Raw genomic sequence first — 15,835 nt, 5'->3', positions numbered from 1 at the left:
CGCATGGCGGTGCCCCGAGATCGCTGAATTCAGTTTAGGGAAGGGCCCCCCGCGTGATTGCAGGGATCGAGCCGAGTTCTGTTCCGTGCGGGCCATCCGGACCGGCCGCGGCGCCGCGCGAAGCCGTGGCACATGTCTTGCATGCTGCGTTGTCCTGCCATCGGGGAAGCCCGATGGTCAAGCCCATCGGACGAGGCCACCATTCGAGCCTCCTCCAGCCGGCCAGGAACTGCATGATTCGAAGCAACACTTTCCACGCCTACCAGTCCATTCCGAGGCCGGTATCGATGATCGTGGTCGAGCATGACCCCGAGCCCTCGCTGATCGTGCCCTCCCACTCGCACCCGCGCGCACAGCTCGCGTATGCGGTCAAGGGCACCTTCACGCTGCACACGCCCACCGGCGCGTGGTTGGTACCGCCCAACCGCGCCGTGTGGGTGCCCGGCGGCGTGGTGCACGAAATGCACGCGCGCGGGCAAGCGGTGTCGAACCGATCGCTCTACATCCAGCCCGACGCGTCGCCCAACCTGCCCACCGAGTGCTGCGTGATCGAGGTGTCGCCGCTGATGCGCCAGCTGGTCATCGACGCCATCGGCATTCCGCTGCTGTACGACGAAGCGGGGCGCGACGGGCGCGTGATGCGGCTCATCCTCGACGAGATCTGCGCGGCGCCGAAGGTGCCGCTGCACGTGCCCATGCCGCAGGACCCGCGGCTGCTGCGCATCTGCCGCGCGCTGCTCGACGATCCGGGCAGCGACGGCGATCTCGAGCACTGGGCGCGCCACGGCGCGCTGGGCCGCCGCACGCTCACGCGCCTGTTCCGCGACGAGACCGGCATCACCTTCACCATGTGGCGCCAGCAGCTTCGCCTGATGGAGGCCTTGCGCCGGCTGGCCATGGACACGCCGGTGACCACCGTCGCGATGGACCTGGGCTACGAAAGCCCGAGCGCGTTCACTGCGATGTTCCGGCGCGTGATGGGCAAGACGCCCAAGCATTACCTCGGGCGTTGCGACGCCGACATGGCCTGACGCAGTGCCGCAACAGCGTGAAGTTCACAGCGCCAGCCGCGTCAACGACCACGCCACGGTACCGAGCTGCGCCGCGTTGAGCATCATCCCGGCGATATGGAGCTTGCGGAACTGCAGGATCGACGTGTCTGCAGCCGGAATGCTGCCGCGCAGCATGTCCATGCGCGGAATGATGATCCAGCGGCGCAGCGCGAACGCCAGGCCGGCAATGAAGGCCATGCCGACGGAAAAGACCGGCTTGCCCGACCACGCATAGCTGAGCGCCGCCGCGCTGGCCGTCAGCATCACGGCGACGTAGTACACGTTGAACAGCCCGCGGATGAAGCGCGAGTCCAGCGGGGTGTCGTGCTTGAGCACCAGCAGCGGCAGCGAGCCCATCATGAAGAACCCCATCCAGACGAGCAGGATGACCGTCGCTATGAGCGAAATGACGATGGGAAGCATCTGAACTCTCCGCAGTATCGAAGCGTGTCCTTGCGCCGGACCGCTGCGCGAAGCTGGCGCCGCGGCCGGCTAGGCGCGCGCCGTTGCAGCGGTCCTGCTGCCTGGCGAAGGATACGCGCCAAGGCGGGTGGAGAGGAAGTCCAGGAGCGCGCGCATGGCGGCGCTGTTGTGCCTGTTCTGGAGGTACACGGCCGACAGCCACATGTCGGTTCGCGCGTAAGCCTCCAGGCCCACCACGAGCTCGCCGCGGTCCACATGCGGCTGCACGAGCAAGGCCGGCAGGTACACCATGCCGTAGCCCTGCAGCGCGACCTGGATCAGCGGCGTGACGTCGGTGGATTCCATGCGGGGCTTGACCGGCACGTCGAGCACGTCGCCGTCGACGTCGAAGCTCCATTCGGGATGCGGCCCGGCGCCCGAGAGCGCCAGCGCGTGGTAGTCGCCGAGCTCCGAGGGATGCTCGGGCATGCCGTGCTTCTTCCAGTACGCGGGCGAAGCGCACAGCATCAGCGGCATCTGCCGCAGCTTGCGCACGATGAGGTTCTCGTCGGCAACGGGGCCGAAGCACAGGGCGAGGTCGATCGCTTCCTCGGCCAGGTCGACGGCGCGGCCGGTGAGCTGCAGGTTGACGGTGATGTCGGGGTAGTGGCCCATGAACTGCGCGAGCAGCAGCGGCAGCTCGCCATGGCCCATGCCGTTGGGCGCCGAGATGCACATTTTTCCCGAAGGCCGGCTCGCGCGTTCCTTGAGGTCGGCGCGGGCCAGCAGGATCATTTCGATGACGGGCGTGCTGCGCTCCAGCAGCAGGGCGCCCGCGTCGGTCATGCTCACGGCGCGGGTCGTGCGGTTGAGCAGGCGCACGCCGAAGCGCGTCTCGAGTTCGGCCACGTACTTGCTGACGCTGGCCTTCGACATGTCGAGCCTTGTGGCCGCGCGGGAAAAGCTGCCGACCGCGACAACCTCGTGGAAGGTGCGGATGAGGTCGAAGCTGTCCATGGTGGTTCCTGGCTGCGTGCGTTACGGGTCTGAGGGTTGGCGGATGGGCTTGTTCGGGGCAGGCATGCCCGAATCAGCGAGATTTCCTTGCCACGACTGGCCGCGATTTTTTCGGGGCCTTGGCCTTGGTGGCCGGGCGCGCCTTGCGCTTCGCGTTGCCCTGCACGTCACGGTCGATCGCAATGGCCCGAACGAACAGGGTGACCGCACTGGCCGCCCATTCAGTGAGTTGCGCCGACGACGGCCTGGCATTCGCGTGCGTCAGGCACCTGAGCTGCGCGTCGTTGCGAACGAGCGAGAGGAACAGCGTCGCGGCGATGCTCGGCGCCAATCCACCGAGATCGGCGTCTTTGGCGGCGACCGCCTGCACCAGCGCTTGCGCCACCGGCACGGCCATGGCCGCCGGCCCCGACACATAGAACTTGCTGGACAGATCGGGGAAGCGCCGCGCCTCCGCGATCGCGACCCGGCACAGCGCGAGGCTGTCTTCGGACAACACGATGCCGAGGTAGGTGCGCGCGAACGCCTGCAGCGTTTCCTTCAGCTTGCCGGGGCGATGGCTGATGTCGCGCATGGTTTGCATGGAGGCATCGATCTGCGCGGTGAGCACCGCGGCAAACAGCGCTTCCTTGTTCGCGTAGTGCGCGTAGACGGTGGCCTTGGAAACACCGGCTTCCTGCTGGATCATGTCCGTCGTCGCCGCGCTGAAGCCGTGGCTGAAGAAGACCTTGCGCGCGGCCTGCAGCACGGTGGTCGCCTTCGTGCGCGTTCCCGTTTCTTCTGAGCCTGGCGATGGCGCCTCGGGCGCCATGGCGCGGGCGGAGCGGGGGGTCCTGGATGGTGTGGGCATGGGGTGGAGAAGTCGCAGTCGGCGAACACGTTGCGTGCCAGAATCGTACCGTACCGCTCGGTTCAATGCAATCACCACCCCGCCTGCAAGGCTTAAGGCGGGGCCCTCTGGCTTCCCGCCGTTTTCAGGCGCGGCTCCACGCCACCAGGGGCTTCCAGGCGGCTTGCAACAGCACGCCCGCAATGCAGATGCAGGCGAACGCCGCGAGGATCACGAAGTAGTCGAGCGCGCCCGTGAACAGTGCCTCTTGCGAGACCAGCTGCGAGAGCCGCGCCAATGCCATCCGTGGCGCGAGGGCGGGGTCGCCGTGCGCCGAGAAATGCCGCGTGGCCTGGTCGAGCCACTGCTGCACCGGCGGCGACGTCATGGTCTCGCCGAAGCGCGTGTAGCGCACGGCGCTGCGCCATTGCAGGCAGAGCGTGGCCAATGCCGTGCCCGCGGCCACGCCGAACTGCCCGAGCATGTTCTTCACCTGGATGGCGTGCGAGAACGTGAGCGGGTCGTGCTGCACATTCCTGAAGGTCTGGATGGCGGTGGTCGGAAGAACGAGGATGACGAACGCGCCCATGCAGAAGAGGGCCGGCACGGCGCTGAGCCAGGGGTTGGCCGCTTCGCTCAGGCCGGCGAGGCGCACCGCGCCGATCACGAGCGCGACGAAGCCCGCAACGTAGTAGCGCGTCGGGCCCTGGTGGCCCTTGAGCAGGCGCGACAGCACGATCCAGGTGGCCACGCCGCCGAGCGCGCCGATGCCGATGAAGCTGGTGGCCCGCTCCAGCGGCACTTCGAAAGCCCGCTGCAGCAGCACCGGCAGCATGTAGTTGTCGGCACCGAGAACCAGGTACGCGAGCGCGAACATGGCCAGGCCCACGAGGTAGCGGGCAGTCAGCAGCGGGTTGAAATGGATCAACGAGCCGCGCGATCCGCGGCCGTTCCTTGCGAGGAAGATCGCAATGCCCGCCACCCCCGATGCAATCGCGGCCCACAGGCGGCCAGGCGATTCGAAGTAGTGGAACGCCGCCTGCTGCAGGCAATGCAGCACGACGAAGCTGCCGGCCATCAGCCCCGTCAGGCCGGCAGGATCGACTCGGGAGCGCGCATCCGGCGGCACGACGGACGCATCGTCGAGAACGAAGAAGGCCAGCAGCAGGAGCAGCGCCGCAGGCACCAGCAGCACCAGGAACGACAGGCGCCAGTTGTGCTGCGAGAGCGCGAACCCCACGAGAAAAGGGGCCAGCACCAGGCCCCACGCGATGCCGGCTGCGTAGAAACGGATGCCGGTGAACCGCCGCGGCGACGGCGGAATGCGGTCCACGATCAGGCGCCCCGCGGTCATGAAAGAGGCACAGCCCAACGCCATGGTCACGCGGCCCAGCAGGAACGCCGGCAGGCTGCCGCTGGTTCCGCAGACCAGCGCACCTGCCGCAAACGCGGCGGCCGACGACATCATCAGCGTGCGCCAGCCGAAGCGTTCGACCAGCCAGCGATGAAGACAGATGACACCGATGGCGACGACCGCGTAGGCCGTGGCGACCAGGCTGTACTCCTCGGGGCTCGCGCCGATGTCGCCCATCACCGGCGCGGCGCTGAAGGCCACCGTGCCGGTCTGCAGGAAATCGGCGAGCGGCAGGAGGCCGATGAGGGCATGGAGCCAGAAGCTTCGGCGTTGGGCTGCATGCATATCGGTCGTTTCTTCTCGCGGGCTACAAGACGGGTTTCCGGGTGCTTGTGGCGAGCGCTGGAATCAGGAATCTTGTTCGGTGGATCGGTGCTGGAAAGTCTGCGCGCGATTCGGCGCTGCACTCCGTCGGAATGGGAATCGCGCGGTTCGCGGCCTTGAAACAATCGGCGCGCGAGAAACGAAGCGCGGGGCCGTCGAATCTCGCCTTGCCGTTCAGGCTGCATGCGCCGCGCTTGGCGCCGCGTGCGGTCATTTCGTCGCACCCGGATAGCCTTCGACACGCCGGTGCGGCACAGTCGCACCCTCGACTTCATTGCCCGGAAGGAGCACCCGAATGATTCGCAAAGAACGCCTCACCGCCAAGCTGGAGGGAGACTTCGTGGTGTTCCTCATCGGCATGCGCATCAACCAGCCCTTGAAGGTCCACAAGTGGCTGCCGGTTGCGGCGGCCATGCCCCGCATGCTCAAGGAGCTCTACCGTCAGCCGGAGCGCGGCCTGCTGCATGCCGAGTTCTGGTTCTCGCGCACGATCGTCGTGCTGCAGTACTGGCGCTCCATGGAGCAGCTGCTGGCCTATGCGAAAGACAAGGAAGCGGAGCACCTGCCGGCCTGGCGCGCGTTCAACAAGTCCGTCGGCACCGATGGCTCGGTGGGCATCTGGCACGAGACCTATGCGGTCTCGCCGGGCACCTACGAGAACATCTACGTCAACATGCCGCCGTTCGGGCTCGGCCGCGCCGGAACGGCGCAGAGCGTGGTGGAAGCCAATCGCTCGGCGGCGGCTCGGCTGAAAGCCACGAGCGCGCAGGAGTGAACTGACACCCTCCTTGCGCCCCCACCCGCCGGCGCGGCCGGGGTTTTGTTAACTATCGGCGTACTTTTGGGTGCGGCTGCGCCCGTTCGAGACACAAGATGCCCAAGGCGCCGCTGGAGGCCGAGGAGATAATTGTGTCCCGATGAAACCGTGTCTTCATGCCCTCGATCACCCCGTCATCCGCCTCGCGATGACGGCGATCGGCATCGGCATCGGCACTGGTGTCAGCACTGGTGCCGGAATTGACATCGGCATCGGCATCGGCATCGGCATCGCCGGCGGCAAGGCGCCGCAGCCGATGCCCCCAGGCCCGGCGCGTTGAACCTCACCCATGAGGCCCGTCAGCAAAGCTTGTCGGCAAGGCGGCCGATGGATCGCAAGGCTGTGGCTGGCCTTGTCGCTCGCCGTGCTGGCTTGCGCGCACGCCAGCGAACCGCCGACAGCGGACACGGTGCCCCCGCACGATCGCGCACGCCACTTCACCCAGGCCGAGCTGCTGTCCGTTCCCGGCATCGGCTACGCCCTGCCTGCGCAACGCATCGAGGATGCGGCGTTGCCGAGCGAGGGCTGGAAAAAGGTCGATCTCCCATACACCGCCGGCCGTGAACTGGTCCCCAGCGCGGCGGGCGGCGAGCGGACCGTCACCGACTGGTACCGCATCGACCTGGCCGGACTGCCGCCCTCGACGCAGCCGCGCCTGCTCTATCTGCCGCGCTGGAAGACGCTCGGCCACATCGCGGTGTACGGCGACGGCGTGTTGCTCTACCAGTCGCATGGCAGCCCCATTCACAACGGCTACAACCATCCGCTGCTGCTGCCGCTGAACGCCACCGCCAATGCGCAGCCCCCTTCGTCGGTGCTGATTGGCGTCAATCGCCTGCGCAGCAGCGGCAGCGGTTTCTCGACCGTGTGGGTGGGCGACGAAGACGCGCTGAGCTGGCGCTACCAGGTGCGCCAGTTGCTGCAGGTGCAATTGCCGTTCATGGGCAGCGCCGCGTTCCTGGCGGTCGGCCTGTTCGCGTTCGCGGTGTGGCTGGGCAAGCGGCGCGAATCGCTCTACCTGCTGTTCTTCGCCATCTCCGCGCTGGCCTTCCTGCGCATGCTGCACTACTACGTGGGCGGCAGCTACATCCCGCTGTCGGACGACTGGTTCGAATGGATGACCGTGTCCAGCCTGCTCTGGCTGATCGTGGTCATCCACCTGTTCCTGCAGCGCCTGCACCAGCAGCCCTCTCGCTGGCTGACCCGCCTGGCGCTCGCGTTGACGCTGGCCTGCAATGTCGCGACGCTGCCGCACCTGTCGGCGTCGATCGTCAGCCTCTACCTGTTCACGCCGCTGCTCAACCTCATGGTGCTGCCGGTTGCGGTGCTGATCTTCGCGGTGAACCTGCGCAAGGCGCTGCGCGCGCAGTTGCCCGAAGGGCGCCTGGTGGCGGGCTGGACTGTCTTCGCGGTGGTGTTCACTTCCTACGACGGCCTGCTGCAGAACAACCTGGTGAGCCCGGAGGCCGTGTACACCTCGCCTTACGCCATCATCGGCCTGTTCTTCGTGTTCTCGTACATCATGTTCCAGCGCTACACCGACGCGTTCGCCGAGGTGGCGCGGCTGAACACCGGCCTGGCCCGGCGCCTGCAGGAGCGCGAGGCCGAGCTGGACCAGAGCTACCAGCGGCTGCGCGTCATCGAGAACCAGAACATGCTCAGCGCCGAACGCCGGCGCCTGATGCAGGACATGCACGACGGGCTGGGCTCCACGCTCATCAGCGCCATCCGCTCGGTGGAGCGCGGCGCCATGAGCGATGCAGAGATCTCCGTCGTGCTCAAGGGCTGCATGGAAGACCTGAAGCTGGTGATCGACTCCATGGAAAGCGTCGACGCCGACCTGCTGCTGCTGCTCGCCACCTTGCGTTTTCGGCTGGCGCCGCGCATCGAGAGCGCGGGCGTCACGCTGCGCTGGGAGGTGCAGCCCGTGCCTGCGTTGTCCTGGCTCGACCCGAACAGCGCGCTGCACATCCTGCGGATCATGCAGGAGTGCGTGGCCAACGTGCTGCGCCACACCCAGGCCACCACCATCGGCGTCAGCACCGCGACGGTGGACGGCGGCGTGTGCGTGCGGATCGAAGACAACGGCGCGGGCTTTTCGGTGGACGAGGCCTTGCGCCGCGGCGGCCGCGGTCTGCACAACCAGCACCGCCGCGCGCTGGCCATCGGCGGAACGGTGAGCTGGGAATCGGGGAGCGCCGGCACGCGCTTCACGCTGTGGTTGCCGATTCATCGCGAGCTCGACGCCGACAAGATCGTGCGCCGCTTCGGCTCCTGAGCGTCGCGATTCGCGACGATCTTGTTACTCCCTGCTTGCGCTCCCGCGCCCCTAAATTTGCCCCCACGCCACCCGGCGTTCGAACGACTTCGAAAGGGCAAGAAAAATGAGCCAGACCTACACCGGCGGTTGCGCATGCGGCGCGATCCGTTATGAAATTTCAGGCGAGCCGATCGTGCAGAACCACTGCCAGTGCCGCGACTGCCAGCACAAGAGTGGTACCGGCCATGGCTCGTACCTCACGTTCCCGCGCGGCGGCGTGAAGCACAGCGGGCAGGCGACGCTGTGGGACCTGGCCGGCGACAGCGGCAACACCAAGACCCGCGCGTTCTGCCCGGCCTGCGGCTCGCCCGTGTACATGACCTTCGCGGCGATGCCCGACATCTTCACCGTGCACGCCGCGAGCCTCGACGACGCGGCGCGTTTCCAGCCGCAGCTGGTCACGTACGCCGTTCGCGCCCATGCGTGGGATCTGCTGGACCCGGCGTTGCCGAAGTTCGACAGGATGCCGCCGATGTGAGCCCGCCGGAAGTCGGCCGGCGGTGTGGCCTCAGCCGATCTTGTTCACCCCGCACCACCGCGCCATGAACACCGCCAGCACCGCCGTCACCTGCATCACGCTGTCGATCGACACCCACTCGTCGATGCCGTGGATGTTGGCGCCGCCCGAGGGGCCGTAGCAGATGGCGGGCGTCTCGCCGTAGAGGTTGAAGAACTTCGCGTCGGTGGTGCCGGTGAAGGCGGTGGGGGTGAGCACCTTGCCGACGATGTCCTGGTGGCACTTCGACAGCGCCACGACGATGGGCGCGTCCGAGGGCACCTCGCAGCCGTCCGCCTGGAAGCCCTCGTACACGATCTTGTAGCTCAGCGCGGCATGGGCCGGGTGCGCCTCGTAGGCGGCGGCCAGCAGCGCCTCGACCTCGGCCTTCACCTTCTCCACCTTCATGTCGGGGTAGAAGCCCAGGCGCACGTCGGCGCGGCAGGCCGAGGGCACCGATGAGGCCCATTCGCCGCCGCTGATCTTGCCCAGGTTGAAGTTCACCGGGTGGTTGTGGTGCGCGAAGGTGCGGTAGCGCGCGCTCGGTGCGTTCCACTTGTCCTCGAGCTTCTTCAGCTCGTTGAAGAGGTACATGGTGAAGTCGATGGCGCCCACGCCGGTCTGCGCGATCGAGGCATGCACGGGCTTGCCCAGCACCTCGATGGCGAGCCACAGCACGCCCATCTGGCAGGTCATGACGCCGTCGGCCGCCACCGGCTCGGTGATGACGGCCGCGTCGGCGCGGTAGCCCTCCACCAGGCAGGCCAGCGCGCCGTTGCCCGTGCATTCCTCTTCGATCACCGACTGGAAGTACACCGGCGACGCAGGCTCCAGCCCCAGCGACTTCAGCGCCTTGTAGGCCATGGTGTACGCGATGATGCCGGCCTTCATGTCCGACGAGCCGCGCCCGTACAGCCGGTCGCCCTCGACCTTGCCGGAAAACGGCGGGTGCGTCCACAGCACCTCGGCGCCCGTGGGCACCACGTCGATGTGGCCGTTGAAGATCAGCGAGTTGCCCTTGAACGGACCGGTGGGGCGGTGGATGCCCACCACGTTCGTGCGGCCGTCGTACGAAACGATCGAGGGCGAATAGCCCGGGTGGGCGCGCAGCTTCTCCTCGTCGATCTGGAACTCGTCCACCTGCAGGCCGAGCGCGCCGAAGGCGTCCGCCATGAAGCGCTGTGCGCTCTGCTCGTGCCCGAGAAGGGAAGGGTGCGTGACCAGCTCGCTCAGCATGGTGACGGCTTCGTCGCGCAGGGCATGCGCAGCGGCAACGATGGCGGCTTCGTCGGCCTGGATGGGGGTGGCTTCTTTCATGAACCCATTCTTTCAGCGGGGCGCCGCGCGCACCGTTGGGAATGGGCCTCGGACTGTCGCGGATGCGCCGTTCTGAGGGCTGGCGCATCCGCGACGGTGGCACGCGCGGTCAGGCGGCCATGGCAGCCTGCCTCGGCGAGGCCTTGGGCGCCGAAGGGCCGGCGGTGTCGAGCTGCTTCACCAATGCCGCCCAGCGCACGCGCGCGGACACCACGCTTTCTTCCTTCACATGCCCGAAGCCGCGGATCTGCTCGGGCAGTCGCGCGAGCGACAGCGCGGTGTCGTAGTCGATGCGGTCGAATCGCGCGAGCAGGTCTTCGACCATCGCGCGGTAGTCGCAGATCAGCTGGCGCTCCATGCGGCGCTCGGCGGTGCGGCCGAACACGTCCAGCGCCGTGCCGCGCAGCCCGCGGAACCTGGCCAGCAGGCGGAACGCGCCCATCATCCAGGGCCCGAAGCTCGTCTTCACCGCGCGCCCTTGGGCATCGCGGCGGCCCAGCACCGGCGGTGCCAGGTGAAAGCGCAGCACGGGCTTGCCTTCGAACTGCTCGCCTAGCTTTTCCATGAAGCGCTTGTCGGTGTACAGGCGTGCGACTTCGTACTCGTCCTTGTAGGCCATGAGTTTGAACAGGCCCGACGCCACGGCCTTGGCAAGCAAGGCGGTGCCGCGCGTGCGTTGCTCCACGTCGCGTACGCGCTCGACCAGCTCGGTATAGCGCTGCGCATACGCGGCGTTCTGGTAAGACGTGAGGAACGCCGTGCGGTCGGCCACCAGTACCTCGAAGCTCTGCGGCCGCTGCAGGGCCACCACCTTTTGCGGCGTGGCCTCGCGCGTGACCGCCGCCAGGTCCAGCGCGGCCTTGCGGCCCCAGCGGAAGGCCGTCTGGTTCGCCTTCACGGCCACGCCGTTGATCTCGATGGCCTTGTTCAACGCCTCGGCCGACAGCGGCACAAAGCCTTTCTGAAATGCAAAGCCCAGCAGGAACAGGTTGGCCGCAATCGCGTCGCCCATGAGCCGCGTGGCCAGTTGCGTCGCGTCGATGAAGTCGGTGCGGCCTTCGACCGATTCCTCGATCAGCGCGCGCACCTGCGCCGCCGGAAACTCCCAGTCGGGCTGCTGCGCGAAATGCCCGGTCGGCTGCTCGAAGGTGTTGACCAGCGCATAGGTGCGCCCCGGCCGCATGCGCGCGATGGCGTCGGGCGCGCCGGCGGTGAGCATGTCGCAGCCGAGGATCAGGTCGGCCTCGCCGGTGGGAATGCGCTGCGCCTTCAGCTGCGCCGCGTCGCGCGCAATGCGCACGTGCGAGGTGACGGAGCCGTTCTTCTGCGACATGCCCGTCATGTCGAGCACGCTCACGCCCTTGCCCTCGAGGTGCGCCGCCATGCCGATCAGCGCACCGATGGTGATGACGCCCGTGCCGCCGATGCCGGTGATCAGGATGTTGTGCATGCCGTCGAGCGCGGCTTGCACGGGTTCGGGCAGCGGCGCCTCTTCGGCCGCGGCCTTGGCCGCCACCGGCGCCTGCTTGCGCGGCTTCACGCCTTCCACCGTCACGAAGCTCGGGCAGAAGCCCTTGATGCACGACTCGTCGGCGTTGCACGCGCTCTGGTCCACGCTGCGCTTCAGGCCCAGGTCGGTCTGCTTGGGCAACAGCGCGGTGCAGTTCGACTGCTCGCCGCAGTCGCCACAGCCTTCGCACACCGCGTCGTTGATGAACACGCGCCGCGCGGCCTGCGGGAACTCGCCCTTCTTGCGGCGGCGGCGCTTTTCCGCTGCGCACACCTGGTCGTAGATGAGCACGGACACGCCCTCGCACTCGCGCAGCTGGCGTTGCACCGCGTCCATGTCGTCGCGGTGGTGCACGCTGAGCACGAAGCCGTCGCGCTCCGGTGGCAGCACGCTGCGGTCGGCCCAGCGCGTCGGGTCTTCGGCCACCAGCGCCAGGCGCTTCACGCCTTCGGCGGCCACCTGGTGCGCGATGCGCGGCACGTTGATGGGGCCGTCGACCGGCTGGCCGCCCGTCATGGCCACCGCGTCGTTGTAGAGGATCTTGTAGGTGATGTTCACACCCGCCGCCACGGCCGCGCGAATGGCCAGCGAGCCCGAGTGGTAGTACGTGCCGTCGCCCAGGTTCGCGAACACATGCCGGCGCTTGGAGAACCACGCCTGCCCCAGCCACGGCGCGCCTTCGCCGCCCATGTGCGTGGTGGTCTTGTTGTGCTCGGGGTAGATGGCCGTGGCCATCACGTGGCAGCCGATGCCCGCGAGCGCCAGGCTGCCTTCAGGCACCTTGGTGGAGGTGTTGTGCGGGCAGCCCGAGCAGTACCAGGCCGGGCGCGACGGCGTGGCCCCGGCCTTGCCGAGCACCACGTCCTTCGCGTCGAGGATCGCGAGCCGCATGCGGATGCGGTCGCTGGTGTGAAAGCGCGCCACGCGCCCCGCGATGACCCGCGCGATCTGCGCCACCGAGAAATCGGCCGTGGCCGGCAACAGCCATTGGCCGCGCGGGTGCGCGCCCCATTCGCCTTCTTCGTTGAACTTGCCGATGACGCGCGGGCGCACGTTCTCGCGCCAGTTGTAGAGGTGCTCCTTGAGCTGGTACTCGACGATCTGGCGCTTCTCCTCGACCACCAGGATTTCTTCGAGCCCTTGCGCGAACTCGCGAATGGAGTCCGGCTCCAGCGGCCACGGCATCGACACCTTGAACAGGCGAATGCCGATGCGCGCGGCCTCGTCCGCGTCGATGCCCAGTTCTTCGAGCGCTTCGAGCACATCGCGGTACGACTTGCCCGAGGCCACGATGCCCAGCCGCGCCTTGGGCGAGTCGATGGTCACGCGGTTCAGGCGGTTGGCGCGCGCATAGGCAATGGCGGCGTAGATCTTGTAGTCCTGCATCAGCGCCTCCTGCTTGCGCGCCTGCACGCCCAGCGTGTCGGTCGACAACCGCGCATGCACGCCGCCGGGCGGAAACACGAAGTCCGCGGGCAGGCGCGTGTGCACGTCGAGCGCGCCGGCCGCGATGGAGCCCGACGACTCCACCGTGTCCGCCAGCGCCTTGAAGCCTACCGGCAGGCCGGCGAAGCGCGACATCGCAAAACCGTGCAGGCCCAGCTCGATGTATTCCTCCACGCTCTGCGGGTAGAGCATCGGGATCATCGAGGCCGCGAACAGGTGGTCGCTCTGGTTGGGCAGCGTGGAAGAAGACGCGCCGTGGTCGTCGCCCGCCACCAGCAGGATGCCGCCGTGGGGCGAGGTGCCCGCGTGGCTCATGTGCTTGAACACGTCGCCGCAGCGGTCCACGCCGGGCGCCTTGCCGTACCACATGGCAAACACGCCATCGACCGCGCTCTCGCCCGTGAGGTGCACCTGCTGCGTGCCCCACACGGCGGTGGCCGCCAGCTCCTCGTTCACGCCGGGCAAAAACTTGACCGCGTTGGCCTCCAGCTGCGGCTGCGCCTTCCACAGTGCTTCGTCCAGGCCGCCGAGCGGCGAGCCGCGGTAGCCCGAGACGAAGCCCGCGGTGTTCAGCCCCGCCTGCTGGTCGCGCCATTTCTGCACGAGCATGAGGCGCACCAGTGCCTGGATGCCGCTGAGGTAGATCCGGCCTTCGGTGGCCGTGTATTTGTCGTCCAGCGCAACGCTGGCCAGTTCGTGGGATGCCATGACTGAAAAAGACTCCGGGTAGGACTCGTGGGATGCGGGCGTGGCCCCGGTAAAGGGCCGGCCCGCCGGTTGCCGCGCCGGGGTAGACGGCGAAGCAGCAACGATTCTTCCGCTTTGCGACCGGAAAGTGCTTCTTCGTTTTGGCGGAACGGCGCGCTTTCCGGAAGATTCGTCTTTTGCGGATGCGATTGACCGAAAGTCTTTCGGCGCCGATCGCCGCGCCTGCCGGGGCGACCCGCTGGCCTGACAATGGCGGCCCCCGCAGAACCCGGAGACGCCAGAGACCCATGAGACCCGACCTCGATTCGCTGGCGCTTTTCCTGCGCGCCATTGAGCACGGCAGCCTGTCGAAGGCCGCAGCCGAGAGCCACATGGTGCTGTCGGCCGCCAGCCGGCGCCTGGCCATCCTGGAAGGCCACCTGGGCGTGGCGCTGCTCAACCGCACCTCGAAGGGCGTGACGCCCACCGGCGCGGGCGAGTCGCTGGCGATGCATGCGCGCCAGATCCTGCGCGACGTCGACCGCATGCGCGCGGACCTGTCCGACTACGCGCAGGGCGCCACGGGCCGCGTGCGGCTGCATGCCAACGCATCGGCCATGGGCCAGTTCCTGCCTGACGACGTGGCGAGCTTCAGGCAGCGCTACCCAGAGATCCGCGTGAGCGTGGAAGAGCACCGCAGCGTGTACATCGTGCAGGCCATTCGCGACCGGCAGGCGGACGTGGGCGTGATCACCAGCGAGGCCGCCGACCCCGCGCTCAACTTCATTCCCTACCGCACCGACCGCCTGGTGGCCATCGTGCGGCAGAAGCATCCGTGGCGTGGGCGCGAGGTGTCTTTCGAGGAACTGCTGGACTTCGATTTCGTGGGGCTCGAAGACGACTCGGCCATTTCGCGCACGATGGAAGACGCGGCGATGAGCGCGCGCAAGGTGCTGCGTTTGCGTGTGCGCGTGAAGAGCTTCGAGGCGGTGTGCCGGATGATCGAAGCGGGGATGGGCGTGGGCATCCTGCCCGAAGGGGCGGCGGTGACTTACCGCAAGGAGATGAAGTTGCGCTTCATCAACCTGACGGACGCTTGGGCTTCACGTCGCATGTATTTGTGCACGCGACAGGAGGCGTTGAGTTTTCCGCAGCGCCGGTTGGTCGATCATCTGCTGGCGCGTGGGATGCCGTAGGGGTCGGGTGCGGGTGCGGGTGCGGGTGCGGGTTCATTCGGGGCGGCGCTCACGCCGACGGGGTACCTTGCTCCGCGAATGTCCCCCGGCCTGCGGCCTCCTCCTTTATTTCGCTGCGCAAGGCACCCCATCGACGTGAGCTTTCAGCTCAGCGGAGGAACGCCGCGCACGTTGCGCTTCGCGTGATCGGCCGGCGACGATGCTGTTTCGGCTGCCGCGCCATCGCACTTCGCGTTCTCTGATTTCGCCTCGCTGAAGTCGCTGGCGTGCGCTGGCCTGGATGCGTGCCGAGTCTGGATTTTTGTGTCTTGCTCGGAAGCAAATGTGGCCTTGCGTGACGCGCTCGCACAGCGCCCACGAGGCCGCGCGCGGCGCATTGCGGAAGCTGCATTTGTTGGCGGTTGCAGAGACTTCCATGTCGCATGGAACGGCTACTTCGCAGGGCGCTTCACTAAAGTGAATGCCCCTGTCACTCAATACCCCAACAAGGGAACAAGGAAGGAGCAAAACACAACCACTGAGACGTTTGAAGGCTGCTTGCCTCGCGGCAGGTTGTCGGTGCGAAAGCAGCGATGCAAATGCGAGGTATCAAAAGGCGACGGCCGAGGTGCTCGTAACACCTCGACCGTCTGACCAAAGACGTGCATTCACCTGTAAAGGACCGCACAAAAATGGCTACCAAGACTATAGCCCGGCCTCGCACGCCGGTATCCCCCGACGGGACCGCCCAGGACCCGACGGATCTTCTGGAAGACACGCTCGCCCAACTCGAAGCCCTGCTGTGGGTCTGCCACGGCGAAGACACCGACTGGTGCAGCGGTGACGGACCTCGGCAACTGGACAACCTGCTTTGGCTCGCGGCCAAACTGGCGCGGGAAGCCGGGGAGCTGTTTCAGTTGAGCGAGAAGGCGCGAAGCAACAACGCGCCTGAGACCGGCGGCTAGCAGCCGGTCTGGCGGGCTGCGAATCTCGTGGCCCGTCCGTGGAGCGACGGCCGGAAGCCCAGGG

13 protein-coding genes are annotated in these 15,835 nt (G+C 67.4%); 7 read left to right on the top strand and 6 right to left on the bottom strand.

Annotated elements, in window-relative coordinates; all coding sequences use genetic code 11:
- Positions 1–233 precede the first annotated feature (233 nt).
- Positions 234–1,031, top strand: coding sequence for an AraC family transcriptional regulator (locus BM013_RS23170; protein ID WP_256220014.1), 798 nt, complete (start codon positions 234–236; stop codon positions 1,029–1,031).
- 24 nt (positions 1,032–1,055) lie between these two features.
- Here the strand turns inward: BM013_RS23170 and BM013_RS23165 are convergent, their stop codons facing one another.
- From BM013_RS23165 to BM013_RS23150, 4 genes are all read right to left on the bottom strand, one after another.
- Complete coding sequence (locus BM013_RS23165) at positions 1,056–1,475, bottom strand: hypothetical protein (protein WP_093130008.1); 420 nt, start codon at positions 1,473–1,475, stop codon at positions 1,056–1,058.
- A 69-nt stretch (positions 1,476–1,544) separates the two neighbouring features.
- Positions 1,545–2,471: a LysR family transcriptional regulator gene (locus BM013_RS23160; protein ID WP_093130007.1), complete on the bottom strand. Its 927-nt coding sequence runs from the start codon at positions 2,469–2,471 to the stop codon at positions 1,545–1,547.
- Between the two features lie 73 nt (positions 2,472–2,544).
- On the bottom strand, positions 2,545–3,219 hold the full coding sequence (locus BM013_RS23155; RefSeq protein ID WP_256221617.1) for a TetR/AcrR family transcriptional regulator: 675 nt from the start codon (positions 3,217–3,219) through the stop codon (positions 2,545–2,547).
- A 226-nt stretch (positions 3,220–3,445) separates the two neighbouring features.
- Entirely contained in the window at positions 3,446–4,999 is a 1,554-nt protein-coding gene (locus BM013_RS23150; RefSeq protein WP_093130005.1) for an MFS transporter, read from the bottom strand.
- 334 nt (positions 5,000–5,333) lie between these two features.
- Between BM013_RS23150 and BM013_RS23145 the strand changes: the two genes are divergently transcribed.
- From BM013_RS23145 to BM013_RS23135, 4 genes are all read left to right on the top strand, one after another.
- Entirely contained in the window at positions 5,334–5,813 is a 480-nt protein-coding gene (locus tag BM013_RS23145; protein ID WP_093130004.1) for a DUF4188 domain-containing protein, read from the top strand.
- A 142-nt stretch (positions 5,814–5,955) separates the two neighbouring features.
- Positions 5,956–6,135 carry a hypothetical protein gene (locus BM013_RS40600; RefSeq protein WP_143098322.1) on the top strand — a complete coding sequence of 60 codons (180 nt, stop codon included), beginning with the start codon at positions 5,956–5,958 and terminating at the stop codon, positions 6,133–6,135.
- Positions 6,136–6,264: 129 nt separating this feature from the next.
- Positions 6,265–8,133, top strand: a complete 1,869-nt coding sequence (locus BM013_RS23140) for a sensor histidine kinase (protein WP_256221616.1) — start codon at positions 6,265–6,267, stop codon at positions 8,131–8,133.
- Positions 8,134–8,239: 106 nt separating this feature from the next.
- Positions 8,240–8,653, top strand: a complete 414-nt coding sequence (locus BM013_RS23135; RefSeq protein WP_093130002.1) for a GFA family protein — start codon at positions 8,240–8,242, stop codon at positions 8,651–8,653.
- A 30-nt stretch (positions 8,654–8,683) separates the two neighbouring features.
- Here BM013_RS23135 and BM013_RS23130 read toward each other — a convergent pair whose 3' ends face one another.
- Positions 8,684–9,988, bottom strand: a complete 1,305-nt coding sequence (locus BM013_RS23130; protein ID WP_093130001.1) for an ArgE/DapE family deacylase — start codon at positions 9,986–9,988, stop codon at positions 8,684–8,686.
- Positions 9,989–10,097: 109 nt separating this feature from the next.
- Positions 10,098–13,652 (bottom strand): indolepyruvate ferredoxin oxidoreductase family protein, encoded by a 3,555-nt coding sequence (locus tag BM013_RS23125; RefSeq protein WP_093130000.1) that lies wholly within the window; start codon positions 13,650–13,652, stop codon positions 10,098–10,100.
- 287 nt (positions 13,653–13,939) lie between these two features.
- On the opposite strand from BM013_RS23125, the gene BM013_RS23120 reads away from it, so the two are divergent.
- Entirely contained in the window at positions 13,940–14,827 is an 888-nt protein-coding gene (locus BM013_RS23120) for a LysR family transcriptional regulator (protein ID WP_093129999.1), read from the top strand.
- 671 nt (positions 14,828–15,498) lie between these two features.
- Complete coding sequence (locus tag BM013_RS23115; protein ID WP_093129998.1) at positions 15,499–15,771, top strand: hypothetical protein; 273 nt, start codon at positions 15,499–15,501, stop codon at positions 15,769–15,771.
- The last annotated feature ends 64 nt before the right edge of the window (positions 15,772–15,835 follow it).

The sequence above is a fragment of the Variovorax sp. OK605 genome (assembly GCF_900115445.1).
Taxonomy (GTDB): domain Bacteria; phylum Pseudomonadota; class Gammaproteobacteria; order Burkholderiales; family Burkholderiaceae_C; genus Variovorax.
This window is presented reverse-complemented; position numbering and strand designations above follow the sequence as displayed.